Annotated in this window: 21 protein-coding genes, 1 other RNA gene and 1 other annotated feature; of the genes, 20 read left to right on the top strand and 2 right to left on the bottom strand. The window is 43.2% G+C overall.

The genetic code is table 11. The features are described from left to right. Positions 1-6: 6 nt before the first annotated feature. Both ACYP5M_RS09345 and dtd read left to right on the top strand, forming a co-directional pair. The gene (locus tag ACYP5M_RS09345; protein ID WP_101222762.1) at positions 7-2,205 is read left to right on the top strand and encodes a RelA/SpoT family protein; all 2,199 of its coding nucleotides are present in this window, start codon (positions 7-9) and stop codon (positions 2,203-2,205) included. Positions 2,206-2,220: 15 nt separating this feature from the next. Then, a complete protein-coding gene (gene dtd, locus ACYP5M_RS09340) occupies positions 2,221-2,664 on the top strand; it encodes a D-aminoacyl-tRNA deacylase (RefSeq protein ID WP_434167481.1) in 444 nt (147 codons plus the stop codon). Between the two features lie 64 nt (positions 2,665-2,728). Here dtd and ACYP5M_RS09335 read toward each other — a convergent pair whose 3' ends face one another. Continuing rightward, positions 2,729-4,498, bottom strand: coding sequence for an SH3 domain-containing protein (locus ACYP5M_RS09335; protein ID WP_452444597.1), 1,770 nt, complete (start codon positions 4,496-4,498; stop codon positions 2,729-2,731). A gap of 129 nt (positions 4,499-4,627) precedes the next feature. Between ACYP5M_RS09335 and ACYP5M_RS09330 the strand changes: the two genes are divergently transcribed. The 4 genes from ACYP5M_RS09330 (at position 4,628) to ssrS (ending at position 8,541) form a co-directional block, all read left to right on the top strand. After that, positions 4,628-4,801, top strand: a complete 174-nt coding sequence (locus ACYP5M_RS09330) for a hypothetical protein (protein ID WP_034308777.1) — start codon at positions 4,628-4,630, stop codon at positions 4,799-4,801. Between the two features lie 78 nt (positions 4,802-4,879). Then, positions 4,880-5,116 (top strand) — a binding site (T-box leader). A 99-nt stretch (positions 5,117-5,215) separates the two neighbouring features. Then, positions 5,216-6,487, top strand: coding sequence for a histidine--tRNA ligase (gene hisS, locus ACYP5M_RS09325; RefSeq protein ID WP_101222759.1), 1,272 nt, complete (start codon positions 5,216-5,218; stop codon positions 6,485-6,487). A 12-nt stretch (positions 6,488-6,499) separates the two neighbouring features. After that, the gene (aspS, locus tag ACYP5M_RS09320; protein ID WP_434167479.1) at positions 6,500-8,269 is read left to right on the top strand and encodes an aspartate--tRNA ligase; all 1,770 of its coding nucleotides are present in this window, start codon (positions 6,500-6,502) and stop codon (positions 8,267-8,269) included. Between the two features lie 86 nt (positions 8,270-8,355). Next, a non-coding RNA gene (ssrS, locus tag ACYP5M_RS09315) (6S RNA) lies at positions 8,356-8,541 on the top strand. A 237-nt stretch (positions 8,542-8,778) separates the two neighbouring features. Here the strand turns inward: ssrS and ACYP5M_RS09310 are convergent. Then, positions 8,779-9,690, bottom strand: a complete 912-nt coding sequence (locus tag ACYP5M_RS09310) for a TauD/TfdA dioxygenase family protein (protein WP_459734975.1) — start codon at positions 9,688-9,690, stop codon at positions 8,779-8,781. A gap of 620 nt (positions 9,691-10,310) precedes the next feature. Between ACYP5M_RS09310 and ACYP5M_RS09305 the strand changes: the two genes are divergently transcribed. From ACYP5M_RS09305 to ACYP5M_RS09240, 14 genes are all read left to right on the top strand, one after another. Continuing rightward, positions 10,311-11,345 (top strand): ABC transporter substrate-binding protein, encoded by a 1,035-nt coding sequence (locus ACYP5M_RS09305; protein WP_459735134.1) that lies wholly within the window; start codon positions 10,311-10,313, stop codon positions 11,343-11,345. 12 nt (positions 11,346-11,357) lie between these two features. After that, the gene (locus ACYP5M_RS09300; protein WP_377408060.1) at positions 11,358-12,185 is read left to right on the top strand and encodes an ABC transporter ATP-binding protein; all 828 of its coding nucleotides are present in this window, start codon (positions 11,358-11,360) and stop codon (positions 12,183-12,185) included. A gap of 34 nt (positions 12,186-12,219) precedes the next feature. Continuing rightward, positions 12,220-13,050: an ABC transporter permease gene (locus ACYP5M_RS09295; RefSeq protein WP_459734974.1), complete on the top strand. Its 831-nt coding sequence runs from the start codon at positions 12,220-12,222 to the stop codon at positions 13,048-13,050. Positions 13,051-13,068: 18 nt separating this feature from the next. Continuing rightward, on the top strand, positions 13,069-14,424 hold the full coding sequence (locus ACYP5M_RS09290) for an LLM class flavin-dependent oxidoreductase (RefSeq protein ID WP_459734973.1): 1,356 nt from the start codon (positions 13,069-13,071) through the stop codon (positions 14,422-14,424). A gap of 409 nt (positions 14,425-14,833) precedes the next feature. Continuing rightward, entirely contained in the window at positions 14,834-14,995 is a 162-nt protein-coding gene (locus ACYP5M_RS09285; RefSeq protein ID WP_459734972.1) for a hypothetical protein, read from the top strand. Positions 14,996-15,335: 340 nt separating this feature from the next. Next, positions 15,336-16,442, top strand: coding sequence for a M20 family metallopeptidase (locus ACYP5M_RS09280; protein WP_101223482.1), 1,107 nt, complete (start codon positions 15,336-15,338; stop codon positions 16,440-16,442). Between the two features lie 111 nt (positions 16,443-16,553). Continuing rightward, positions 16,554-17,315: a tRNA threonylcarbamoyladenosine dehydratase gene (locus ACYP5M_RS09275; protein ID WP_101222756.1), complete on the top strand. Its 762-nt coding sequence runs from the start codon at positions 16,554-16,556 to the stop codon at positions 17,313-17,315. A gap of 191 nt (positions 17,316-17,506) precedes the next feature. Next, entirely contained in the window at positions 17,507-18,697 is a 1,191-nt protein-coding gene (locus ACYP5M_RS09270; RefSeq protein ID WP_137020398.1) for an ABC transporter substrate-binding protein, read from the top strand. A 76-nt stretch (positions 18,698-18,773) separates the two neighbouring features. Beyond that, positions 18,774-19,652 (top strand): branched-chain amino acid ABC transporter permease, encoded by an 879-nt coding sequence (locus ACYP5M_RS09265; protein ID WP_101222754.1) that lies wholly within the window; start codon positions 18,774-18,776, stop codon positions 19,650-19,652. A 13-nt stretch (positions 19,653-19,665) separates the two neighbouring features. Next, positions 19,666-20,637, top strand: coding sequence for a branched-chain amino acid ABC transporter permease (locus ACYP5M_RS09260; protein ID WP_260358219.1), 972 nt, complete (start codon positions 19,666-19,668; stop codon positions 20,635-20,637). Beyond that, positions 20,612-21,391, top strand: coding sequence for an ABC transporter ATP-binding protein (locus tag ACYP5M_RS09255; RefSeq protein ID WP_230176815.1), 780 nt, complete (start codon positions 20,612-20,614; stop codon positions 21,389-21,391). Before ACYP5M_RS09260 ends, ACYP5M_RS09255 begins: the two co-directional genes overlap by 26 nt. After that, the gene (locus ACYP5M_RS09250; RefSeq protein WP_260358217.1) at positions 21,391-22,098 is read left to right on the top strand and encodes an ABC transporter ATP-binding protein; all 708 of its coding nucleotides are present in this window, start codon (positions 21,391-21,393) and stop codon (positions 22,096-22,098) included. Before ACYP5M_RS09255 ends, ACYP5M_RS09250 begins: the two co-directional genes overlap by 1 nt. A gap of 723 nt (positions 22,099-22,821) precedes the next feature. Then, entirely contained in the window at positions 22,822-24,000 is a 1,179-nt protein-coding gene (locus ACYP5M_RS09245) for an ABC transporter substrate-binding protein (protein WP_402938675.1), read from the top strand. 164 nt (positions 24,001-24,164) lie between these two features. Next, positions 24,165-25,043, top strand: coding sequence for a branched-chain amino acid ABC transporter permease (locus tag ACYP5M_RS09240; protein ID WP_427571876.1), 879 nt, complete (start codon positions 24,165-24,167; stop codon positions 25,041-25,043). The last annotated feature ends 1 nt before the right edge of the window (position 25,044 follow it).

The raw sequence follows: 25,044 nt of genomic DNA, 5'->3' as shown, positions 1-25,044 counted from the left end.
GATTAAATGGCTAATGATCAAATATTGACTGCCGAGCAGGTTGTAGAACGGGCCAGCTTATATCTTCAGCCGGAAGAAGCTGAATTTATTCATAGAGCGTTTAAGTATGCAGAATATGCTCACCGAGAACAATTTCGTAAATCGGGAGAGCCTTATATTATTCATCCGATTCAAGTGGCGGGCATTCTGGCTGAACTTGAAATGGACCCTGCAACCATTGCGGCAGGTTTTTTACATGATGTTGTTGAAGACACGGAGATCACTCTGAAGGATATTGAAGAAAATTTCAGTCCTGAAGTCGCCATGCTTGTGGATGGCGTGACAAAGTTAGGGAAAATCAAGTATAAATCACAGCAGGAGCAACAGGCGGAAAACCATCGGAAAATGTTCGTGGCGATGGCCCAGGATATACGGGTCATCCTGATCAAGCTTGCGGACAGACTTCATAATATGCGGACATTGAAGCATCTGCCGCAGGAAAAGCAGAGAAGGATATCGAACGAGACGTTGGAAATTTTCGCACCGCTTGCTCATCGTCTTGGTATCAGTACAATTAAATGGGAACTTGAAGATACTGCACTAAGGTATTTGAATCCTCAGCAGTATTACCGAATCGTCAACCTGATGAAGAAAAAGCGTGCAGAACGTGAACAGTATCTGGAAGAAGTCATTGATGAAGTGCGTAAAAACGTTGAGGAAGTCAATATTAAGGCTGACCTTTCCGGGAGACCGAAACATATATACAGCATTTATCGTAAAATGGCTTTGCAGAATAAGCAGTTCAGCGAAATTTATGATTTGCTTGCCGTTCGTATCGTCGTCAATAGCATAAAGGATTGCTATGCCGTTTTAGGGATCATCCATACATGCTGGAAGCCGATGCCAGGCCGATTCAAAGATTATATTGCGATGCCGAAGCCGAATATGTATCAATCGCTCCATACGACGGTGATCGGACCGAAAGGCGACCCGCTGGAAGTGCAGATCCGTACTTCCGATATGCATCGCATTGCCGAGTTCGGGGTTGCCGCGCATTGGGCTTATAAAGAAGGAAAAGATGTCGGTGAACAGCCTTCACTGGAAGAAAAATTGACATGGTTCCGGGAAATTCTTGAATTCCAGGATGATGCGACTAATGCAGAGGAATTCATGGAATCCCTTAAAATAGATCTTTTTTCTGATATGGTATTCATTTTTACACCAAAAGGCGATGTCATCGAACTGCCATCAGGATCCAACCCGATAGATTTCGCTTACCGGATTCACTCGGAAATCGGAAACAAAACGATTGGTGCTAAAGTGAATGGGAAAATGGTGCCGCTGGATTATAAACTGAAAACTGGCGACATCATAGAAATCTTAACTTCTAAGCATTCATATGGTCCAAGTCAGGATTGGCTTAAACTAACGCAAACATCTCAGGCGAAAAACAAGATCCGCCAATTTTTCAAGAAGCAGCGCCGGGAAGAAAATATCGAAAAAGGCAAAGAGCTTGTTGAAAAGGAAATCAAGGATATGGAGTTCGACCTGAAGGAAATCCTGACGGCCGAGAATATCAGGCGTGTTGCAGATAAATTCAACTTCCTGAATGAAGAAGATATGTATGCAGCAGTCGGATATAACGGAATCACCGCCCTTCAGGTAGCTAACCGCCTTACCGAAAAATGGCGTAAGCAGAAAATGGTCGAGCAAGAAGCGGATATTTCTGAAGCTGTAGCCGATCTGAAAACCTTCTCCAATACATCGAAAAAACGTGACTCAGGTGTACAGGTACCGGGGATTGATAACCTGCTTATCCGTTTATCGCGCTGTTGCAACCCAGTGCCAGGGGACGAAATTGTTGGTTATATAACCAAAGGCCGTGGAGTTTCAGTTCACAGACAGGACTGCCCGAACCTGGATAGCGGGGATTCCGACCATCGCCTTGTACCTGTTGAATGGGAAAGTACGATTAATGAACGCAAGGAATACATCGTTGAAATTGAAATCAGCGGCTATGACCGTCGCGGCTTATTAAACGAAGTGCTGCAGGCCGTCAATGAAACCAAGACCAACATTTCGGCGGTCTCGGGTAAATCGGACAGGAATAAGGTGGCGACCATTCACATGTCGATCTATATCCATAACATTGCCCATTTACAAAAGGTCGTCGACCGTATCAAACAAATTTCAGATGTTTATTCCGTTAGAAGGATAATGAACTAAGGAGTTTTTATTGCCATGCGTGTTGTTTTACAACGTTCCAAAGCGGCAAAAGTCGTTGTCGCAGACCAAGTCATCGGGCAAATCGACAGCGGGCTCGTCCTGTTGGTTGGTGTCACCCATGGGGATACCGTCGATGACGCCGCCTATTTGGCCGATAAGATTGTAAATCTCAGAATATTTGAAGATGAAAATGAAAAGATGAACCATTCACTCTTGGATGTGGGAGGTTCGATTTTATCAGTTTCACAATTCACCTTATACGGCGATAGCCGCAAAGGCCGTCGACCGAACTTCATGGACGCCGCCCGTCCTGAAGAGGCGAATGAAATATATGAAGCATTTAACGAGGAACTCCGCAAGAAAGGCGTCCATACTGAAACCGGTCAATTTGGTGCCATGATGGATGTTCAGCTTACTAATGACGGTCCCGTTACACTAATACTTGAAAGCAAAAAATAACCTGCTGCGGCAGGTTATTTTTGTAGAAAAGCCAGCTTCGATTCGAAGCTGGCTTTTCTAATTCTTATTTAAAATAACGCGCCAATCCATTATAGATGGCAGATGTGATTTTTTCTTGATACTCATTCGATGTTAACGTCAATTCTTCCAATGGATTGCTTAAATAACCTAGTTCAATAAGTGTTGCTACCCGTTTATTTTCGCGGGTAACATGAAAATTCCCGTAACGTGATCCGCGATTGGGCACCTGCATGGTTGAACCGAGTGAATTGGCCAGAGTAGCCGCCAATGCATGCTGGTAGTCATGATAGTAGTATGTGGTTATCCCGCTGGTGATCTGGTCCTTGGTGCTATCATAATGGAGGCTGATGAAAGCATCCGCGTTATGTATATGAGAAGTGCTGACCCGGGAAGGGAGTGGAACATAGGTATTTCCGCTTCTGGTCAGGATCACTTTAGCTCCTGCCGCCTGAAGTTTGTCCCGCAGCAGCTCTGCCGTACGAATCGTCAGGTTTTTCTCGAGTGTTCCACCGACGCCTATCGTACCGCTATCCCTGCCGCCATGGCCGGGATCGATCACAATGGTTTTATCCTTTAAGTACTTTTCAACGCCAGGTCGTTGGATCTGCTCCGAATTCCCTTCGATCGTCACGATCCATCCGGCTACATAAGCCGTTTTTCCGCTCTTCAGTTTAATGGAGTACCAGTCGCCTTCCATACCTGATGCGGAGAACGTTTCACCTGCATTGGCCTGCTCGACAATCTTCGAGTTGCCATCAGGCTCGCTTCTAAGAATCGTACCATCATGAATGATGGTAATCTCGTTTCCTTTTACATCAACCTTTTTTTCCTTAGCCATTTGTTCAACATTCTCTTTTTCCAGGTACCAACTCACGACCCAGCCCTTTTTTGAACCGGAGAGCTTGATCTGTGTCATATTTCCCTTTGTTTGCAGTACGGCGTACGTCTCATCCTTGTTCACCGAACCGATGACCTTGCTGGAGAGAGAGGCTTCTTTCCTGACATTTAAACCCGCAGCGGTCACCCTTGCAGTGGCGCCTGCCGTTTCATTTTTCATGTCTTCTTTACCTTCGCTCACTTGTATGTAAGGTTCAGCTACCCAACCGCGGACTCCTTGGAAATCTATTTCAGCCCATTCATTTTCAACCCTGTAAACGGTCACTGACGTATTTTTATTCAGCTTTCCTAGCGAGGCACTGCTTGTCGATGGTTCCGAACGGACATTGAGCCGGTCCACCAAAGTTACTCCGGTTTTTACGGATTGATTCGTTTCTTTTTTCTTAGTTGAATCTTTCTTCGCTGCATTTCCTGATGCGGCGGGGAGATTAAGGTAGTCAGAAGAGACCCAACCTTCGATATCCGCCGTTTTGATCTTTATCCAATTTTCATTTTTTTCAATGATGTCAACAGCTGTACCTTTACTCAAGGACCCAACCGTTTGAAATGTAGTGCCTGGGCCTGTACGGACGCGGACCGAGCTGCCTGATATCACGCCTTGTCCGGATTCCTTTTTGACCTGATTGGTTTCAGACCCAGTTTGTTTCTCCACTAACCAATTGGCAACCCATCCCGTTTTGCCGGCGCCAATCCGGATTTCGATCCAGTCGCCATCCTCATTCAGAATGGGATACGAGTCCCCTTTTTCCAGTTTTTTTACGATAGGGAAACTGAGGCCTGCACCTTCACGGACATTGACCACTTGGGTCGTCACGATTTTTTCCCCTTCATCTTTTCCAAAAGCGTGATTGACGGGGAAAATCGCTGAGAGTATCAGCATCAGTGTCAGGCCAAATAAACCCGATTTCTTCTTCATAAGTTGTCTCTCCCTTTTAATGTCTATATGTATGTATTCTCGTTCAATGAAAATTTCCCTCTTTCCTTGTGCAAAAAACATTTTTTTTAGGAAAGAATAGAGCTTATATAACTCTAGGAGGGAAACCACATGAAATTCAGCGAAAAAGATCAAACGAGCTTAAGCGGAGGCAATCAAGTATTGGGTGTCGATTTTCACGATTTCATCCAAAAGGAACAAAGCGCAAACCTTGTTGAATTGGCTTCTGAATTCGGAGTCAATGTCCGGACAATCAAAAATCTGAAAAAACGTTTGAACCAATAAAATGCGACAAAATCCTCAGTCTGCCTTGACATTTGATGTTAACGTCCGTATGATTATAAAATATCAGACTTATTACTGCAATAACCAATGATGGAGAAGAGTAATTAAGAAACACATGAAAAGAGAGGAAATGCCGAGGCTGAAAGCATTCCACATGATGACTTAATGAAAGAACCCTCCGTAGGCTTCACTCCGAACGGATTTACTTAATAGGAGATGAACGTAAAACAGGCGTTAACTGTTTTTGAGCGGGGGCACTTTTTTTGTGCTTCAACTAGGGTGGCACCACGGGATATCCAAACTCTCGTCCCTTGTAACATATAAGTTACAAGGGGCGGGAGTTTTTTGTTTGGAAAAAATCAGTATAGCGCGCCGTATCAGAAAGGGCGCCTTGCTTTAAAGGAGGAAACACACATGTCTATTCAGATTCCTAGAGGTACCCAGGATTTATTGCCTGGCCAAACGGAAATTTGGCAGTATATCGAAAACACGGCGCGTGAGATTTGTCACCGTTATCAATATAAAGAAATCCGCACTCCAATTTTTGAGCACACGGAATTATTTTTACGTGGTGTAGGGGATACAACCGATATCGTTCAAAAAGAGATGTATTCATTTCAAGATCGCGGTGAAAGGAACTTAACCCTTCGTCCGGAAGGCACCGCATCTGTTGTACGGTCATATATCGAGAACAAAATGTTCGGGTGGGCCAATCAACCGGTCAAGCTTTATTATATCGGGCCGATGTTCCGCTACGAACGTCCGCAAGCAGGCCGATTCCGTCAGTTCGTTCAATTCGGCATCGAAGCTTTAGGAAGTAAGGATCCAGGAATCGATGCAGAGGTTCTGTCACTTGCGATGAACCTGTACAAGGAACTTGGTTTGAAAAAGCTGAAACTTGTGATCAACAGCCTTGGTGATAAGGAAAGCCGGACAGCGCATCGCAATGCGTTAATCAAACATTTCGAACCCCGCATCGGCGAGTTTTGCGGCGATTGTCAAAACCGTCTGGAAAAGAATCCTTTGCGTATCCTGGATTGCAAAAAGGATCACGGTCACGAATTGATGAACACGGCTCCATCCATCATTGAATATTTAAATGATGAATCCCGTATTTATTTCGAAAAGGTGAAACAGCATTTAACCGATTTGGAAATCGATTTCGTAGAAGATCCGACTCTAGTGCGCGGCTTGGATTACTATAATCATACCGCCTTTGAAATCATGAGTGATGCAGAAGGCTTTGGCGCCATCACTACACTTTGCGGAGGCGGCCGTTATAACGGGCTGTCTGAAGAACTTGGCGGACCGGAAACACCAGGAATCGGCTTTGCACTTAGCATTGAACGCCTGATTGCAGCCCTCCAAGCAGAAAACATCGAGCTTCCGATCAAAAAGGGAATTGACTGCTATCTTGTTTCATTAGGTGAAACAGCCAAGGATTATACCGTCAAACTTGCCCATCAATTGCGGAATGCCGGTTTTACCGTCGAAAAAGACTATCAAGACCGTAAAGTGAAAGCACAATTCAAATCAGCCGACCGCCTTGAAGCAAGATATGTGGCGACACTCGGGGATGATGAATTGGCAAATAATAAAATCAATGTGAAGTTCATGGAAACCGGTGAACAAGTCCAGATGGATCTTGCTACATTCGTTGAACAATTTAAAAAGCTACAGGCTTAAGGGGGAAATACCATGTTTGGCAGAACATACTTCAATGGTGAAGTGACAGAAGCAGCTATTGGTGAAAAAGTAACATTAAAAGGATGGGTACAAAAACGCCGGGATTTGGGCGGTGTCATCTTTATCGACCTACGTGACAGAAGCGGAGTCGTCCAAGTCGTTTTCAATCCGGACATTTCGGCAGAAGCGCTGGCTACAGCCGAAAAAATCCGTAATGAATACGTCCTTGATATCCAAGGGACAGTCATCAAACGTGATGAAGCCAACTTCAATCCGAACGTAACAACAGGGACAGTTGAAGTTCAAGCAGAAAACGTTACAATTTTAAACGAAGCAAAGACCCCTCCATTCATCATTGATGAAAGAACGGATGTATCAGAAGACATCCGCTTGAAATATCGTTATTTGGACCTGCGCCGTCCAGCGATGTTCGAAACGCTGAAAATGCGTAACCAAACAACAAAAGCGATCCGTGATTACTTGGATGGTGAAGGCTTCCTTGATATCGAAACACCTATCTTAACAAAAAGTACACCTGAAGGAGCACGTGACTATTTAGTGCCTAGCCGTGTGCACGAAGGGGAGTTCTATGCACTTCCGCAGTCACCGCAAATCTTCAAGCAGCTATTGATGGTATCAGGTTTCGAACGTTATTATCAAATTGCCCGCTGTTTCCGTGATGAAGATTTACGTGCTGACAGACAGCCTGAATTCACGCAAATCGATATCGAAACAAGCTTCATGAGCCAAGAAGATATCATCAAGACCGCAGAAAACATGATGGCTAAAGTGATGAAAGACGTAAAGGGATTGGACGTAACACTGCCATTCCCTAGAATGACCTACAATGAAGCGATGAGCCGTTACGGATCCGACAAACCGGATACACGCTTCGGAATGGAACTTAAAGATGTTTCCGAAATCGTCAAAGATAGTGATTTCAAAGTGTTCACCGGAGCTGTTGCAAGCGGCGGACAAGTAAAGGCGATCGTCGTTAAAGATGGAAATGCGGATTATTCCCGTAAAGACATTGATGGATTGGCTGAATTTGCAGCGATTTACGGTGCAAAAGGCCTTGCATGGCTGAAAGTTGAAGAAGACGGCGTAAAAGGGCCGATCGCCAAATTTTTCGCTGAAGATCAAGAGCAATTAGTATCTGTATTGGAAGCCGAGGTGGGCGATTTAATCCTATTCGTGGCGGATAAGAAAGGCATAGTCGCTGATTCACTTGGAGCACTACGCATCAAGCTTGGTAAAGAAAGAGGCTTGATCGATCAAAGCAAATTCAACTTCCTATGGGTGACCGACTGGCCATTATTTGAATATGACGAAGAAGAAGGACGCTACTATGCAGCACACCATCCATTCACAATGCCATTCCGTGAAGACATGGACAAATTGGAATCAGACCCAGCAAGCGTCCGTGCCCAAGCATATGACCTTGTACTGAACGGCTACGAACTTGGCGGTGGATCACTGCGGATATTCGAACGTCACGTTCAGGAAAAAATGTTCAAAGTACTTGGATTCTCCGAAGAAGAAGCAAACGCACAATTCGGCTTCCTAATGGATGCATTCGAATACGGAACGCCTCCACACGGCGGAATCGCCCTTGGATTGGACCGCATGGTCATGCTGCTCGCAGGCCGCACGAACCTTCGCGACACCATCGCGTTCCCGAAAACAGCAAGCGCAAGCGACCTGCTCGTTGACGCACCGAGTACTGTAAGTGACAAGCAATTAGCCGAACTTAACCTAAGACTTGCTGCACTTAAAAAATAATTCATTTGGGAAAAATATGAAAAAATACCTAGGTGTTTTTTCTTGAAACTGAGCTAAGCATTATGATATGATATTTCCAATAAGTAAGAGTCCTGATGTGTTCGTTCTTTAACCTATAAGTTTTGACCGAACACTTATAGTTACCGGGAGCACTAGTTTCCTGGCCGCGTAAAAGCCTCCCTCGAAGAGGACTTACAAACGCGAGGAACCGAGCACCCACCTGCGGAGAGCGGGTTCAAAACAAAGGCGTAAACGGCACAATTGGGACTCTTACACCTTACAAAGCAACTCATGTTACATAACATGGGTTTTTTTGTGCGTAAAAATAGTCAATTTACAGGAGAATGTGTATATTTACGGGTAAATGGTGCGAATCCACAACTTTTTCTGAAAACTCGTGACATATAAAAAAACACCATCCTTTCCATCAAATAATAGAAAGAATAGCGTCCTTTTCATATTTGGGATATTGATTTTCCTTAGCTTGATGTTGATGATGATACTTGCTATTAATTATTTTTGACTTTCGTTCTTGTGATGCTACGACGACCATCTAAACTAATCGGTGCCTCCCCGTCAATTGTAATTCTTCGAACAACTCTTTGTGCATCATCATAGTCATTTACTGCATAATGCTGAGTTGCACGGTTATCCCAGATGACGACATCTCCAGCACTCCATCGCCAGCGAACGGTATTTTCTATTTGTGTAACATGTTCTTGGAGGACGGAAAACAATTGGGCTGAATCGAAGGAAGAAAGGCCGACAAATTTTTTCACAAAATGACCGAGTAAAAGATGGCGCTCTCCGGTTTCAGGATGTACATGGACAACTGGATGTTCGGTTTCATATAGAGTGGAAGTAAATACGTCTTTATAGTGACTATCAGCTTCAGAAGAGACATTGGAGCGTTTTGAAGCATAATCATAGTCATTTGTATGGAGTGCCCATAATTGATCAGCAAGATTTCGTAATTCTGCTGGTAGGTTTTCATAAGCAGTGGTTGTATTCGCCCAAACGGTATCGCCACCTACTTCAGGTATCACAACTCCCCGTAAAATGGAGAATTTCGGGTATGCGGCTTCAAATGTAACATCTGTATGCCATGAGTTGGCTCGACCACCACCATGATCAGAATTCAATTCCAATATATAATTTGAGCCATTCTTTACTGGTACGGTTGGATGAACAACTGGATTTCCAAGTAGCCCTGCAAAAGCTTCTTGTCCCTCATCATCTAGATGATCCTGATTACGGAAGAAAACAACTTTATGCTTTAAGATCGCCTCTCGGATTGATTTAACTGTGTTAGCATCAAGATCTTCAGAAAGTTTAATCCCTGATATTTCTGCACCAATACGTGCAGCAACTGGTTTTACAACGATTGTTGATGAACTTTGAACTTGTTTGACATTACTCATTTTATTGCCTCCTTGTTTTTAGACCGCATAGCGAGCATTTATGGTAAACCGATAATACAAAAGAAAGCCAGAGCATAATAGCTCTGGCTTCCAGGTGACTGGTCAGCAATACGAATCCGAAATAATATAATTCCTATCGGTTTGATAAAATATTAAACTGGTAGGATAAGTATGTCAATTATTATTTTTGAATTTTTTGTTAATTAATAAATGGGAAAAATTAGTTGTTTCAAATTGAAATGGACTCGTTGATTATAAAGATAACTTTCCAAAAATAAATAAAGATCCTTTATAAAAAAGCTTCTCAGTTTTAGGGAACAGTTAATCGACAATTGAACAGGAGATCATATTGTTAATTTAGAATTATCTGAATTTCGGGTTGACTATTGAAAATTAACTTGTTAGTATAAGGAAAATAAATACCTAGTATTTCAATAGGAATTATTAATTCATTGACCGGACAACCGGAGACCTCTCTTTAATTTAAAGTGATGTCTCCGGTTTTTTTGGTAGATGAAATAGCCGACTAGTCTTCTGGAGGCCTTTACAGCGAGCGTTATTCGTTCGTGGTAAAGGTTTTTTCTATTGGAGGGAAGATGGAGGGAAAGGAATTGAAGATTTTGAAGAGTTGGCGAGCAACAGGAATTTTATTAATAGCTGTATTATCAGTCGTTTTATCGACTGGATGTCAGGAGAAGAAAACGGTAGCGGAAAGTGACGGAGAGTATGAAACTCTGAGTTTAAAATATGAGGGCTCTGTTGGTACTGTTACTTTTCCAGAGTTAGCACAAGATTTAGGATATCTAGATCCAATTAAATTGGAATGGATAGGAAATACGACTAGTGGACCATCGTCTATTCAAAATGCAGCAACTGGTGAAACGGATTTTGGCGGTGCTTTTAACGGTGCGATTGCCAAATTGATAGCAAGCGGGGCACCGATTAAATCGGTCATTGGATATTACGGCAGTGATAAGGATACATTTAGTGGTTATTATGTATTGGATGGCAGCCCGATTAAGAACGCTCGAGATTTAATTGGTAAAAAAGTCGGAATGAACACTATGGGAGCACATTCTGAATTCATTTTAAAAGAATATTTAAAACAAAATGGGCTAACGAATGAGGAAATTAAGCAAGTTACTTTAGTTGTTGTGCCACCAGTGAATACAGAACAATCGCTTCGTCAGAAGCAAATTGATGTAGCGGTTTTAGGTGGAATGCTGCGTGATCGAGCATTAGAAAAAGGAGGTATCAGAAAGCTCTTTAGTGATTATGATTTGTTTGGCTCCTTTACAGCAGGTAGCCTTGTATTTAAAGAGGCATTTATTAAAGGAAATCCGAACACGGTGAACAAGTTTGTAGAAGCAACGGCAAAGGCCATTGAATGGACACGGACAACGCCTCGAGAAGAAGTCATTGCTCGCTTTGAATCGATTATTGAAAAAAGGGGTCGTAAGGAAGATACAGAAACGATTCAATATTGGAAGAGCCCAGGTATAGCGGAGAAAGGCGGGTTTATTCAGGAACCAGAATTCCAAGTGTGGGTCGACTGGCTGGAGAAAAGTGGTGAGTTTAAAGAAGGTCAAGTGAAATTGGATGATTTATATACGAATGAATTTAATCCTTATAAAGATGAGTTGAAAATAAAATAATGAGGTGATGGTATGGTAGACAAAATTCAATTTGAATATGTTAGTAAAGTTTTTAAAATAAGAGATTCAGATCAAAGAAAGGGAGCTGTTAAAGAGTTTACGGCCATTAAAAATGTTCATTTTTCCGTGAAAAGTGGAGAGTTTCTTACATTAGTAGGGCCATCAGGTTGCGGCAAATCGACGTTGCTTGATCTTCTAGGTGGTTTAACAAAACCCACTTCGGGACAGATTTTGCTGGATGGAAAACCGATTGAGGGGCCTGGTTTAGATCGTGGGATCGTCTTTCAGCAGTATGCGTTGTTTCCTTGGAAAACAGCGAAAGGGAATATTGAATTTGGCTTAGAGTCAAAAGGAGTTCCAAAGAAGGAGCGGACAGAAATTGCCCGGCACTTTTTGTCACTAGTCGGATTATCAGGATTCGAAAATCGTTATCCTCACGAACTTTCAGGTGGAATGAAGCAACGTGTTGCCATTGCTCGGAGTTTGGCTTTTGACCCGGAAGTTTTATTAATGGATGAGCCATTCGCCGCACTGGATGCTCAAACACGGGAAACGTTGCAAACCGAATTGCTTCGAATCTGGGAGCAAACAAAGAAGACCATTGTTTTCATTACACATGGGATCGATGAGGCGGTATATTTAGGACAACGTGTGGCAGTGATGACTTCTCGACCAGGAACCATTAAACAAATTATAGATAATCCTCTCCATTCAAGCAGTCAGGTAGAAGATTTACGCTCGACCACAGAATTTGCAAAGGCACGTCACCAAATTTGGGATCTGCTTCGTGAAGAAGTGAGTAAAGCCCAAACGTTTGAGAAAAAGGAGCAATCAGCTTAATAAAAGTTGTCATTTTATAGAAGAGGTGAAAAAATTGACTAGTTTTAATAAATCATTAACGGCGCCCTTTCATGCATCGCAACGAATTCGTTTTTCTTTTAACTTGACTCGAAAGTTTGTGAAACAAACTGCAGCCATTTTTCTTTTCCTTGTGCTATGGGAGGTAGCTCCCCGAATTGGCTTAGTTGATTCTACCTTCTTTCCACCTTTTACAAAAGTGGCAGAAGGTTGGTGGGGCTTAGTGATTTCAGGTGACTTATATGCCCACTTTCAAGCAAGTATTCGCCGTTCGTTTTTTGGATTTGGATTGGCCATACTCATTGCGATCCCTTTGGGTCTAATCATTGGGTGGTATCCGTTAGCCAATGAACTGTTGAACCCGGTCTTAGAGTTGTTCCGTAATACAGCTGCATTAGCTCTATTGCCAGTTTTTATTTTGCTGCTTGGTATTGGGGAAACATCCAAAGTTACAATTGTCTTATTTGCTTGTACTTTTCCGATTCTATTGAATACGATTAACGCTGTTCGAAATGTCGATCCGTTACTCATTAAATCAGCCAAATCAATGGGATTACCGTCCTACAAGTTGTTTTATAAAGTCATTTTGCCTGCATCAATCCCGACTATTTTTACAGGAATACGTATGGCCGGCACAGCATCCATTCTTGTTTTAATTGCTGCCGAAATGGTTGGGGCCAAGGAAGGGTTAGGCTATTTAATTAATTATGCTCAGATGAATTTTCAAATCCCTCAAATGTATGCTGGTATTATTACCATTTCTCTGCTCGGTTTTATACTAAATTATCTTTTAGTGTCATTAGAGAGAAAATTCTCAAGCTGGAAAACTAATCCAAACGAAAAATAAAAGAAAGAAGGAATTAGGATGACTATTAATAAACGTGAAATGAAATTAGGCGCATTTTTCATGATACCGGGACATCATGTTGCAGCTTGGCGACATCCCGAAGCAGAAGCCCATCATGTGATGACTTTTGATTTTATAAAAAGGCTGGCTCAAACCGCTGAACGTGGGAAGTTTGATATGGTTTTTCTTGCGGATGGTTATGCAGTAAGAGCCAAAAATCAAAAGGTAGTAGGGCAAACGGTGAATACTCTTTTTGAACCATTCACGCTGTTATCCGCACTTTCTTCCGTCACAAATCATGTCGGACTTGCAGGGACGGTATCGACTACCTATAATGAGCCATTTAATGTGGCTCGTAAGTTTGCATCCCTTGATCATCTGAGCGATGGTCGTGCGGCTTGGAATGTGGTGACATCGAATACGGAAGCAGAGGCGCGCAACTTTAACCAAGATCACCACTTACTGCATTCAAAGCGCTATGAACGTGCTGAAGAATTTGTCGATGTTGTCACGAAACTTTGGGATAGTTGGGAGGATGAAGCTCTAATCTTTGATAAAGAATCGGCCCAATTCGCTGATTCTTCCAAAATACATTCGATTAATCATAAAGGAGAATGGTTTTCCGTTGAAGGACCACTAAATGTTTCCCGCCCTGTGCAAGGCCATCCTGTTGTCATCCAGGCTGGTTCTTCCGAAAACGGGAAGGAGCTTGCGGCACGCACTGCAGAGGTAATTTTCACAGCTTGGCAAACACTTGAAGAAGCTCAAGAATTTTATTCCGATGTTAAAGGAAGAATGGCGAAATACGGACGAACTCCAGATGAGTTAAAAATCATGCCTGGCGTATTCCCGGTCATCGGCAGAACAGAAGAAGAAGCGGAAAAAAATAAAGCACTGCTAGAGGAGCTTATTCCAGAGGATGCGGGAATTGCCCTTTTGTCTGGTATGATAAGTGTTGATTTATCAGGCTACCCAGTGGATGGGCCGTTGCCGGATTTACCTGAATTGGATCAGGTTAACGGCGGGAAAAGTCGTTTCAAGCTATTGAAGGACCTTGCTGATCGCGAAGGGTTGACGATCCGCAAACTGTATCAAAAGATAGCTGGTGCCCGCGGACATAGAGAAATAAAGGGTACGCCCGAGCAAATTGCAGATCAAATGCAGGAATGGTTTGAAAATGGGGCAGCAGATGGATTCAATATAATGCCTCCTTATTTACCAGGCGGCCTGGATGATTTCGTCGACCAAGTCATTCCTGTGCTACAACAACGCGGATTGTTCCGTACAGAGTACACAGGTAGCACTTTAAGGGAGAATTTAGGATTGGAACGACCAACGAACACTCTGATCGCTAAAGTAAAGGAAATGATATAACGGATGTAGGAGCAGACGCGAACCTAGTTCTTGTTTGTTTCTATAGGTTTTCTTGAATGGAGATGGAAATCATAAAAGGATTAGCCCAAGAGTCTCGGAAGAATTCTTTTATTTTGGCGGCATTAGTAATCGATTCTTTTATGCAATTTATCAGTCAGTTTCCTTGAATGTCTCATTACCTGGTTTCAGGGGTATTTTCGATACGGATTTGACTACGGTGCAATGGCTCATGACAGGGTTCACCCTCGTGACGGGATTCATCGCACCTTTTTGTGCGGCTATCTTGGAAATTGTTTTGGGGTCGAGTAAACTTTTTTCATTGTCAGTGACAGGTATAATGACTTTAACCCTTAGGAGTTTTTAAGCCTAAGAGTTAAAGTCTTTTCTATTTAAAGGAGGGAATTAGGATATGCAATCATTGTTAGTTGTTGGTGGGTATAAACTCGGTAACATCACCAAAAAGCTTGAGTGGGAAGGGTTTAAGGAAGTGATTCATCTTAACGGAAGGAACAGACAGAATGACTCGAAAGGAAATATCAAGGAATGTCGATTTAATCTAAGTTTTGACTGACTACATTAATTAACCTTTCAATAGTTATTATAAGTTATTATAAAAAAAGCACAGAAACAGGAGATACCCATTCGTTTTTCTAAACGTTCCTGGTGCATATAGCATATATACTGAATTGAAAATACACCTATGATTCATAGCTAATCTTGGTGAAAAGCCGAGTAGACACCCCAATCTAACGAATAAAACCCAAAAACCCTCGAATATACTTCAAATCTTCCCATTTAAGTAACATTCGGCAATATAGATTCGTAAATTATAGTAAGGCTGAGCAATATTCAGCCAAGGATAGAAAGTAGTGAGGGCTTTGAAAGATTTATTATATGCAAAGAGGAAGGAAATGCTTCAATTAGTGGAGCGGCTAGTGAATATAGATAGTGGTTCTCATACGAAAAAGGGTATTGATGAAATTGGTTCGATTTTAAAAACGAAATTTGAAAGTCTGGATTTTATTGTAAATACCGTTGAGCAACAGAATTATGGCAATCAGCTGGTCATCCAGCATCGTGAGGCGAATCAACCGCATATTTTGATCGTTGCCCATATGGATACGGTGTTTCCGGAGGGGACAGCGCAAAAACGTCCTTTTAAGGTGAAAGGAAATCGGGCATACGGTCCTGGTGTGGCGGATATGAAGTCTAGCTTGGTTGAGTTATTTTATGCGATCCATTGCTTGAAACAGACGGGGCAGACAGGCTATAAGCATATCCAAATCATTCTTAATAGTGATGAGGAGATCGGGTCTCCGTCGTCCGCTTCACTCATCTCGGAAAAGGCGGCAGGTAAGAAGTTTGCGTTAATTCTTGAACCGGCAAGGACGGATGGTTCGCTTGTCACGGCAAGAAGGGGCTGCGGTCAGTTTAAAGTCGATATTATGGGAGTTGCTGCCCATTCGGGGATCGAACCGGAAAAGGGACGAAGTGCAATTGAAGAATTGGCCCATAAGATCATCGCCTTACATCTATTGAATGATCAAAAGAAAGGAATCAGCGTTAATGTCGGCAAAATTGAAGGAGGCTCCGCTGTCAATATGATCGCTTCCCATGCGGCTGCCTTCGTCGATGTGCGGATTTCGGAAAAAAAGCAGGAAGGCACCGTTCTCAAGCAGCTGAAAAAAATCTGTGCAGAAACCTATATTCCCGGAACGAAAACGACATTAAGCGGAAAAATGGACCGGTCTCCCATGGAAAAGAATGAGAAATCGAACTTGCTTTTAGAGACGATCCGTCAGGCTGGGAAGGAAATCGGCATCGAAATCACGGATACGGCCACGGGTGGAGGCTCGGATGCTTCCATCACTTCTGAATTGGGAATCGCGACAGTGGATGGACTCGGGCCCATTGGAGGAAATGCACATAGTGAAGAGGAGTATTTGGAAATTCCGAGCCTGACGGAAAGGACGCTCCTTTTGGCTACCGTCCTTCAAAAATTATCAAAAATGACCTAGTGCACTAATTCCGATTAGACTGCTCATATTTCGCTTGTCATAAATGATGTTTATGATATATTGTTTATTGGGAAGCTAAATAAGAACAGAATTTATTGGAGTTGAATATATATGCTGCATCAGTTTTCACGAAATGAATTGGCAATTGGCAAGGAAGGAATCGATATTCTGAAAAACACGACCGTTGCTGTCCTGGGTGTAGGAGGCGTTGGTTCCTTTTCAGCCGAAGCTTTGGCACGTACGGGGGTAGGCCGTATTATTCTTGTGGATAAAGACGATGTCGACATCACAAATGTAAACAGGCAGATCCATGCTCTATTATCAACAGTCGGTCAACCGAAAGCGGAATTGATGAAAAACCGCATTCAAGACATCAATCCCGACTGCGAAGTGATCGCTCTTAAAATGTTCTATACAGAAGAAACGTTTGAGGAATTCTTCAGTTATGGCCTGGACTATGTCATTGATGCATCGGATACGGTCATTTATAAGATTCATGTGATGAAGGAATGCCTGAAACGGAATATCAAGGTGATTTCAAGCATGGGTGCCGCTAATAAGATGGACCCGACGCGTTTTCAAATTGCCGATATCTCCAAAACGCATACCGATCCGCTTGCCAAGGTCATTCGCACTAGATTGCGTAAAGAGGGCATAACAAAGGGAATCCCGGTTGTCTTTTCCGACGAGAGCCCTATTGTCATTCGTGAGGATGTCCGAAAAGAAGTCGGCAATGATGAGGCAAAAATCCGTAAAGCGCAAATGCCGCCATCTTCGAATGCTTTCGTACCATCCGTAGCGGGCTTGATTGCAGCTAGCTGGGTGATCAATGATATTTTAAAAGACATTGAAGTTCGCCGTGTAAACGATTGATAAGAAAGTTAACTGACTCTATAAAGGGTCAGTTTTTTTTGTGTCGAATAGTAGATATTCCCTTTTAATAACTTTTTTATCCATATCATATAGACGGGGTCGAAAGAATGAGATAAACTTGTTTTCAGAATATTATTTTTATTCAGATATTCTATTTGTTTAAAAGAACATACAAAACAAGGGGGTTTCAAATGAAGAAGAAAAAGCTAGCAGGAGTGTTTCTATCACTTTCATTGGTTGCAGGGGCGCTGGCAGGTTGTAGCGGCGGCGACTCGAAAACTAGCAGTTCAGGCGGGGGTTCATCAAACTCGGGTGACACAATCAAAATTGGGGCCAACCTTGAATTGTCCGGAGGCACGGCATCATTCGGCCAATCGGCTGCCGATGGTTTGCAACTGGCCATCGATGAGATTAATAAAGAGGGCATCGACGGTAAAAAACTGGAAATCGTTAAGGTTGATAATAAATCAGATGCAGCAGAAGCTACAAGCGGTTCGATCAAGCTGGTCAGCCAGGACAAGGTTGTGGCTGTAGTCGGATCTGCGACAAGCACTAATACATTGGCACAGGTTCAAGTCGCACAAGATAATCAAGTTCCTCTACTCACACCAACTGCAACAAATCCCGACATCACCAACAAAGCTGGAAAATTAAATGATTATGTGTTCAGGACGTGCTTTATCGATCCATTCCAAGGTACGGTGGCAGCCAATTTCGCAACTGACGAAATAGGAGCAAAGACGGCTGCGATCTATGTGGATAGCGCAAGTGATTATTCCAAGGGATTGGCCGCAGCTTTTAAAGAAGCGTTCACTGCCAAGGGCGGTAAAATCGTGGCGGAAGAAGCTTATGTAACTAAAGATACTGATTTCCGCTCTACATTGACACGTATCAAATCCGCAAAACCGGAGTTCGTTTTCCTTCCTGGTTATTATGAGGAAGTCGGATTGATCTTAAAACAGGCTCGTGAAGACGGCATAGACCTTCCATTCATGGGCGGGGACGGCTGGGATTCCCCGAAGGTCGTTGAAATTGCCGGTGCTGAGGCTTTGAAAAATACCTATATCACGAATCACTATTCTCCGGAAGATGAAGATGCAAAAATCCAGGATTTCGTTGCAGCCTTCAAAAAGGAATACAATAAAACACCGGATGCCTTTGCCGCACTTGGTTATGACACTGGCTACTACCTGGCTGATGCCATCAAGAGATCTGGTGATGCTTCTCCAGAAAAAATCAGACAAGCGTTGGAAGATGTCAAAGATCTTCAATTAGTTTCCGGAACGCTGAACCTCGATGAAAACCATGATCCGATCAAATCGGCGACCATCTTGGAATATGTGGATGGCAAACAAACATTCAAAACAAAAATCAATCCATAATACCTTACGTGGATAGGGGGCAAGTCCCCCCTATTCTATATTCACTTAAAAAACACCTTAACGGGGAGAGTGCAATATGGAACTGATTCAGCAATTGGTAAATGGCATTTCACTCGGAAGCATTTATGCTTTGATCGCGCTTGGTTATACGATGGTATATGGAATCGTCAAGCTCATAAACTTCGCCCATGGCGATGTATTCATGGTCGGTTCATTTGTAGGGTTTTACGCCATTACCGTAATGGACTTATCCTTCATCCCAGCTTTATTGATTTCGATGGTCTCATGTGCCATCTTTGGCGTTTTAATTGAACGCATTGCCTATAAACCCCTTCGTAATGCAACACGGATCGCGGCCTTGATAACGGCCATCGGTGTTTCCCTTCTGATAGAAAACGGGCTGATTTACATCCGGGGCGCCCAGCCGGAAGCCTATCCAAATAATGTCCTTCCGATGGATAAACTCGATATATTGGGAGTTTCCATCAGCAGTCAATCGATATTGATCTTATCTGTTTCCATCATATTAATGATCATCCTACAATTCGTTGTCCATAAAACCAAAATTGGCAAAGCGATGCGTGCCGTTTCATTCGATTCCGAAGCGGCTAAGCTGATGGGAATCAATGTGAATAATACGATTTCAGCTACATTCGCCATAGGTTCGGCCCTTGCAGGGGCGGCTGGTGTCATTTTTGGAATCTACTATATTAAAATCGAGCCGTTGATGGGTGTCCTTCCTGGCCTTAAAGCATTTGTTGCAGCAGTCTTGGGCGGCATCGGCATCATTCCTGGCGCGATGGTCGGCGGTCTGCTGCTTGGAGTGATCGAGGCTTTGGTCAGTGCTGCCGGTTATTCATTATGGCGCGATGGTGTGGCTTTCGTCGTACTTATCTTGATTTTGATTTTCTTGCCGCAGGGTCTGTTCGGTAAAAATAAAAGAGAAAAAGTATAGGGGAGACATGGCGATGACTACTTTAAAGAATTCAAAGGGTTTTTGGCTCTCGATCGTGCTCGCACTTATTTTTTTCGGAATCATGCAGTACACCATTTCAAGCGGTATGCTCAACCCATTTTATATCAACACGCTCATGTTCATCGGCATCAATATCATGCTGGCGACGAGCCTGCATTTAATCATTGGAATAACCGGACAGTTCTCGATCGGGCATGCAGGTTTTTTAGCGGTAGGGGCCTATGCTTCGGCAGTCATGACAATGAAGCTGGAACTTCCATTCATCATAGCTGTATTGGCTGGGGGCGTAATAGCAGCTGTTGCGGGCATGGTGATCGGGGTACCGAGCTTGCGCCTGAAGGGGGATTACCTGGCGATAGCTACGCTTGGATTTGGGGAAATCGTCCGGATCGTCCTTTTGAATATTGATTATGTAGGCGGGGCAAGCGGGATGCAGGTATCCCACCTGACTACTTGGCCATGGGTTTTTGCCTGTGTGATGATCACCGTCTTAGTCATCCGGAATTTCACCAATTCGACTCACGGAAGGGCATGCATATCCGTAAGGGAAGATGAAACGGCCGCTGATGCGATGGGAATCAATACGACCTATTATAAAGTGGCGGCTTTCGTCATCGGAGCCTTTTTTGCCGGAATCGCCGGATCGCTTTATGCCCATAATTTCTATATTATCCAGCCATCGAATTTCGGTTTCCTAAAATCCTTCGATATTCTGATTTTCGTCGTACTTGGCGGTCTTGGAAGTCTTTCAGGTTCGGTTTTGGCCGCAATTTTACTGACGATCGTGACGACATTCCTTCAGGATTATCCAGAAACGAGAATGATCATCTACAGCCTTGTCCTGATCCTGATGATGATTTTCCGCCCGCAGGGTTTAATGGGAACAAGAGAAATCACGGCATTGTTCACAAATAAAAAAACGAAAGGGGGCCCAAAGGATGGAAGCCACAATACCGTTGCTTAAAGTAGATTCGGTGGGTATCCGTTTTGGCGGTTTGAAAGCTGTGTCCGATGTGAATGTGGAATTATTTCCAGGGGAACTTGTAGGCCTGATCGGGCCGAATGGAGCTGGGAAAACGACCTTCTTCAATTTATTGACGGGTGTGTATGTACCAACAGAAGGAACGATTGCCTTGAACGGGGAAAATCTAAATAAGCAGCCGCCTTATAAAATTACCCGAAAAGGGATCTCGAGGACCTTTCAGAACATTCGCCTCTTCAGTGAGTTATCCGTGATCGATAACGTGAAGGTTGCTTACCACTCGCTTGCCAAGCATGGAATTCCAAGCTCCATATTCCGGCTGACGGGACATTTTTCCGGGGAAAAGGAAATGGATGAAAAGGCGCTGGAATTCTTGAGGATTTTCAATCTTGACCATTTTAAGGATGAAAAAGCGAAGAATCTTCCATACGGACAGCAAAGGCGGCTGGAAATCGCCCGTGCCCTTGCCGCCAATCCGAAACTTCTTTTACTGGACGAACCCGCAGCCGGGATGAACCCGCACGAAACGAAAGAATTAATGAACCTCATTGCTTTTATCCGGAAGGAATTCAACCTTACCGTGTTGCTCATCGAGCATGATATGTCACTTGTCATGGGGGTATGCGAACGGATTTACGTTCTTGATCATGGACAGCTTATCGCTCACGGAAAGCCGGAACAAATCCGCAACGATCCAAAGGTCATCGAGGCATATCTAGGGGAGGAGGTTTCCTGATGCTGAAAATAGAGGACATCAATGTTTATTATGGCAATATCCAAGCGTTAAAAGGGGTTTCCATGGAGATAAACGAGGGCGAGATCGTGACCTTGATCGGGGCGAACGGAGCGGGAAAAAGCACGCTGCTCAAAACGATATCCGGTCTGTTAAAACCAAAGCAAGGAAAGATTCTGTTCGAAGGCGAGCCGATTGGAGGAAAAGCTGCACAGTCCATCGTGAAAATGGGCATATCCCATGTACCTGAAGGACGACGTGTCTTTGCCAACATGACGGTAGCCGAAAACCTGGAGCTAGGGGCTTATTTGCGGAAAGACAAAGATGGCATCCATAAGGATATGGAAAAGGTATACGAGCTATTTCCGAGGCTGCTGGAGAGAATCAAACAGCAGGCTGGCACGCTTTCAGGCGGCGAACAGCAAATGCTTGCAATGGGCCGGGCCTTAATGGCCAAACCACGGTTATTACTGCTCGATGAACCTTCGATGGGCCTTGCACCGCTTCTTGTGAAGCAAATATTCAACATCATCCAGGAAATCAGTGAGACCGGAACAACGATCCTTTTGGTCGAGCAAAACGCCAACCTTGCATTATCGATTGCAGATCGGGCTTATGTAGTTGAAACGGGCCGAATCGTCCTGTCGGGCAATGCCGAGGAACTCACTTCAAGTGAAGAAATAAAAATGGCCTATTTAGGAGGACATTGAACCTCCGTTTCATAAATTAACTCCTGCGGGAAAAGTGCAACCGATGAAGACACCTCAGGCGCAAAGGGCGCCGAGGAGGCTCCCGGACCGCCAGCGGAAAGCGAGTGCCTGCAGTGGATATCAAAGGTCGAATTATACAAAAATCAAATATTATCGAGTTTGTCTACAGTCATGAACCGCCGTTTGGCGGTTTTTTGTTTGATGATCGGGTTATGCAAAATATACAGAAAGATAAAAAAACAGAGGAGCTTCATGCATGATTTTATACATCCAATATAGTATTATTCAATTTTGATATAGGAATTAAGACTAAAAAAGATTAAGAAAACTGGGTTTAATTCCCTATCAATATACTTCTATTTTGGCAAAAATGTAATTAAAAGGATGAAAAAAATAAGGAAATGAATAAATTTTTTTGAGCAGTAAATAAGGGATTTGCAATATTAATATAATTAAATTATCAGTTTTTTCTGATTATACTGCCTATTTTCGCAATATTTAAAATATATAAAGATAAAAATGATATAGTACTTCCTGTGAAAAATATCCTATTTGGCGCAATCTTCTCACAATTATTATATAGACGGAATGAAAATTATGCGGTAAACTATTTTTCGAAATATTAATTTAATTTCAAAAATTTCATCTAATCAACTTTTTCTGAGGCATCTTGAATAAATATTCATGCATCAGAGCGATGATTACAAAACGGGGGGATTATTTATGAAAAAGAAAAAACTAGCAGGTGCATTCCTTTCTCTAACACTTGCTGCAGGAGTGCTAGCCGGTTGTTCCAGCTCTGGTTCATCAGAAAAATCAGGCGGAGATGGAGATACGATAAAAATCGGTGTCAACCTTGAATTATCAGGCGGTGTTGCTTCATATGGCCAATCGATTGCAGAAGGTCTGGAGCTTGCGACTGCAGAAATAAATAAAGAAGGCATTGACGGTAAAAAAATCAAACTTATTAAAGTCGATAATAAATCAGAAGCGTCAGAAGCGACTAGCGGAGCGATCAAGCTGACATCACAAGATCAGGTTGCAGCAATCGTAGGTGCGGCGACAAGCACGAACTCGATTGCACAAGTACAGATTGCCCAAGATAATAAAGTGCCGGTCATCTCACCTTCCGGTACAAGCCCTGAAATCACTTTCAGCAAGGATAAATTGAACGATTACGTTTTCAGGACAAGCTTCATCGATCCGTTCCAAGGGACGGTAGCTGCGAACTTTGCCTCTAAAGAAATCAAAGCGAAAAGTGCAGCCATCTATATTGACAGCGCAAGTGATTATTCAAAAGGATTAGCGGCAGCCTTTAAAGAACAATTCGAAAAAAATGGCGGAAAAATCGTTGCTGAGGAAGCTTACATCGCGAAGGATACTGATTTCCGTTCCACATTGACTCGTTTGAAATCGGCAAAACCTGATTTCATTTTCCTTCCTGGTTACTATGAGGAAGCTGGTCTTATCGTGAAGCAGGCACGTGAAACTGGACTTGACGTTCCTTTCATGGGCGGCGACGGCTGGGATTCTCCTAAGCTAGTTGAAATTGCCGGTGCAAAAGCTCTAAATAATACGTTCATCACGAACCATTATTCTTCAGGCGACCCTGATGAGAAAATTCAGAATTTTGTGTCTGCATTTAAAGCGAAGTACAAAGATAAATCCCCGGATGCATTTAACGCTCTAGGATATGACACAGGATACTTCCTTGCAGACGCGATTAAACGTGCTGGATCAGCGGATTCAGAAAAAATCAAGGAAGCGCTGGAAAAAACGGCTGACCTTGAGCTTGTAACGGGTACATTCACATTGGATGAAAAACATAATCCAATCAAATCTGCTACCATCCTTGAATTTAAAGAGGGAAAACAAGTATTTAACACAAAAATCAATCCTTAATTTCGGAGAACAACTCCAACCCTTTCGCCGGCCCTTCATAAATAAGAAGGTGCTGGCGAATTCTCATTTTTCAAGCATGCCAGCTCGCTGAACATCCCCTAAGTGGAATGCAAAGAGCCTGGGCGTATCACTTATAAAATATAGATTTTCAAGGAGAGTCGAACATGGAATTGATACAACAGTTAATAAACGGGGTTTCACTAGGAAGTATTTATGCCCTTATCGCTCTCGGATATACGATGGTTTACGGGATTGTTAAATTGATAAACTTCGCACATGGTGATGTATTCATGGTCGGCTCATTCGTTGGGTTTTACTCGATAACGGTTCTTGATTTGTCATTCGTGCCCGCCCTATTAATCTCGATGACGGTTTGTGCGCTGTTTGGGGTATTGATCGAGCGTATCGCGTACAAGCCATTGCGTAACGCAACACGTATTGCGGCACTTATCACTGCCATCGGTGTTTCCCTTTTGATCGAGTACGGATTTATCTACGTCCGCGGTGCACAGCCGGAAGCTTATCCGAATGATGTATTGCCGACAGACAAGTTCAATATTTTTGGAGTTTCCATCAATAGTCAATCGGTTTTGATTTTTGGAGTGGCTGTAGTCCTGATGATCATCCTTCAAATCATCGTTCATAAATCAAAAATAGGAAAAGCGATGCGTGCCGTTTCCTTTGACGCGGATGCAGCCAAACTGATGGGGATAAATGTCAATAACACGATTTCTGCCACCTTTGCAATCGGTTCCGCATTGGCTGGGGCAGCAGGCGTCATTTTCGGTATTTACTATATTAAGATCGAGCCGCTCATGGGTGTGCTTCCGGGATTGAAGGCATTCGTTGCCGCCGTACTTGGAGGGATCGGGATTATACCGGGCGCGATGGTCGGTGGCCTATTGCTAGGTGTCATCGAAGCTTTGGTCAGTGCCGCCGGTTACTCATTATGGCGTGATGCTGTAGCCTTCGTCGTACTGATTCTTATCTTGATTTTCATGCCACAAGGCTTATTCGGTAAAAACAAAAAAGAAAAAGTATAGG

The sequence above is a fragment of the Peribacillus sp. N1 genome (assembly GCF_054600815.1).
The sequence above is the reverse complement of the archived record's forward strand: the minus strand, read 5'-3'. Positions and strand labels throughout refer to the sequence as shown.

Coding starts and splice junctions, on each gene's coding strand:
- ACYP5M_RS09345 (WP_101222762.1), top strand. CDS start 7: ATGGCTAATGATCAAATATTGACTGCCGAGCAGGTTGTAGAACGGGCC.
- dtd (WP_434167481.1), top strand. CDS start 2,221: ATGCGTGTTGTTTTACAACGTTCCAAAGCGGCAAAAGTCGTTGTCGCA.
- ACYP5M_RS09335 (WP_452444597.1), bottom strand. CDS start 4,498: ATGAAGAAGAAATCGGGTTTATTTGGCCTGACACTGATGCTGATACTC.
- ACYP5M_RS09330 (WP_034308777.1), top strand. CDS start 4,628: ATGAAATTCAGCGAAAAAGATCAAACGAGCTTAAGCGGAGGCAATCAA.
- hisS (WP_101222759.1), top strand. CDS start 5,216: ATGTCTATTCAGATTCCTAGAGGTACCCAGGATTTATTGCCTGGCCAA.
- aspS (WP_434167479.1), top strand. CDS start 6,500: ATGTTTGGCAGAACATACTTCAATGGTGAAGTGACAGAAGCAGCTATT.
- ACYP5M_RS09310 (WP_459734975.1), bottom strand. CDS start 9,690: ATGAGTAATGTCAAACAAGTTCAAAGTTCATCAACAATCGTTGTAAAA.
- ACYP5M_RS09300 (WP_377408060.1), top strand. CDS start 11,358: ATGGTAGACAAAATTCAATTTGAATATGTTAGTAAAGTTTTTAAAATA.
- ACYP5M_RS09290 (WP_459734973.1), top strand. CDS start 13,069: ATGACTATTAATAAACGTGAAATGAAATTAGGCGCATTTTTCATGATA.
- ACYP5M_RS09285 (WP_459734972.1), top strand. CDS start 14,834: ATGCAATCATTGTTAGTTGTTGGTGGGTATAAACTCGGTAACATCACC.
- ACYP5M_RS09280 (WP_101223482.1), top strand. CDS start 15,336: ATGCTTCAATTAGTGGAGCGGCTAGTGAATATAGATAGTGGTTCTCAT.
- ACYP5M_RS09275 (WP_101222756.1), top strand. CDS start 16,554: ATGCTGCATCAGTTTTCACGAAATGAATTGGCAATTGGCAAGGAAGGA.
- ACYP5M_RS09270 (WP_137020398.1), top strand. CDS start 17,507: ATGAAGAAGAAAAAGCTAGCAGGAGTGTTTCTATCACTTTCATTGGTT.
- ACYP5M_RS09265 (WP_101222754.1), top strand. CDS start 18,774: ATGGAACTGATTCAGCAATTGGTAAATGGCATTTCACTCGGAAGCATT.
- ACYP5M_RS09260 (WP_260358219.1), top strand. CDS start 19,666: ATGACTACTTTAAAGAATTCAAAGGGTTTTTGGCTCTCGATCGTGCTC.
- ACYP5M_RS09255 (WP_230176815.1), top strand. CDS start 20,612: ATGGAAGCCACAATACCGTTGCTTAAAGTAGATTCGGTGGGTATCCGT.
- ACYP5M_RS09250 (WP_260358217.1), top strand. CDS start 21,391: ATGCTGAAAATAGAGGACATCAATGTTTATTATGGCAATATCCAAGCG.
- ACYP5M_RS09245 (WP_402938675.1), top strand. CDS start 22,822: ATGAAAAAGAAAAAACTAGCAGGTGCATTCCTTTCTCTAACACTTGCT.
- ACYP5M_RS09240 (WP_427571876.1), top strand. CDS start 24,165: ATGGAATTGATACAACAGTTAATAAACGGGGTTTCACTAGGAAGTATT.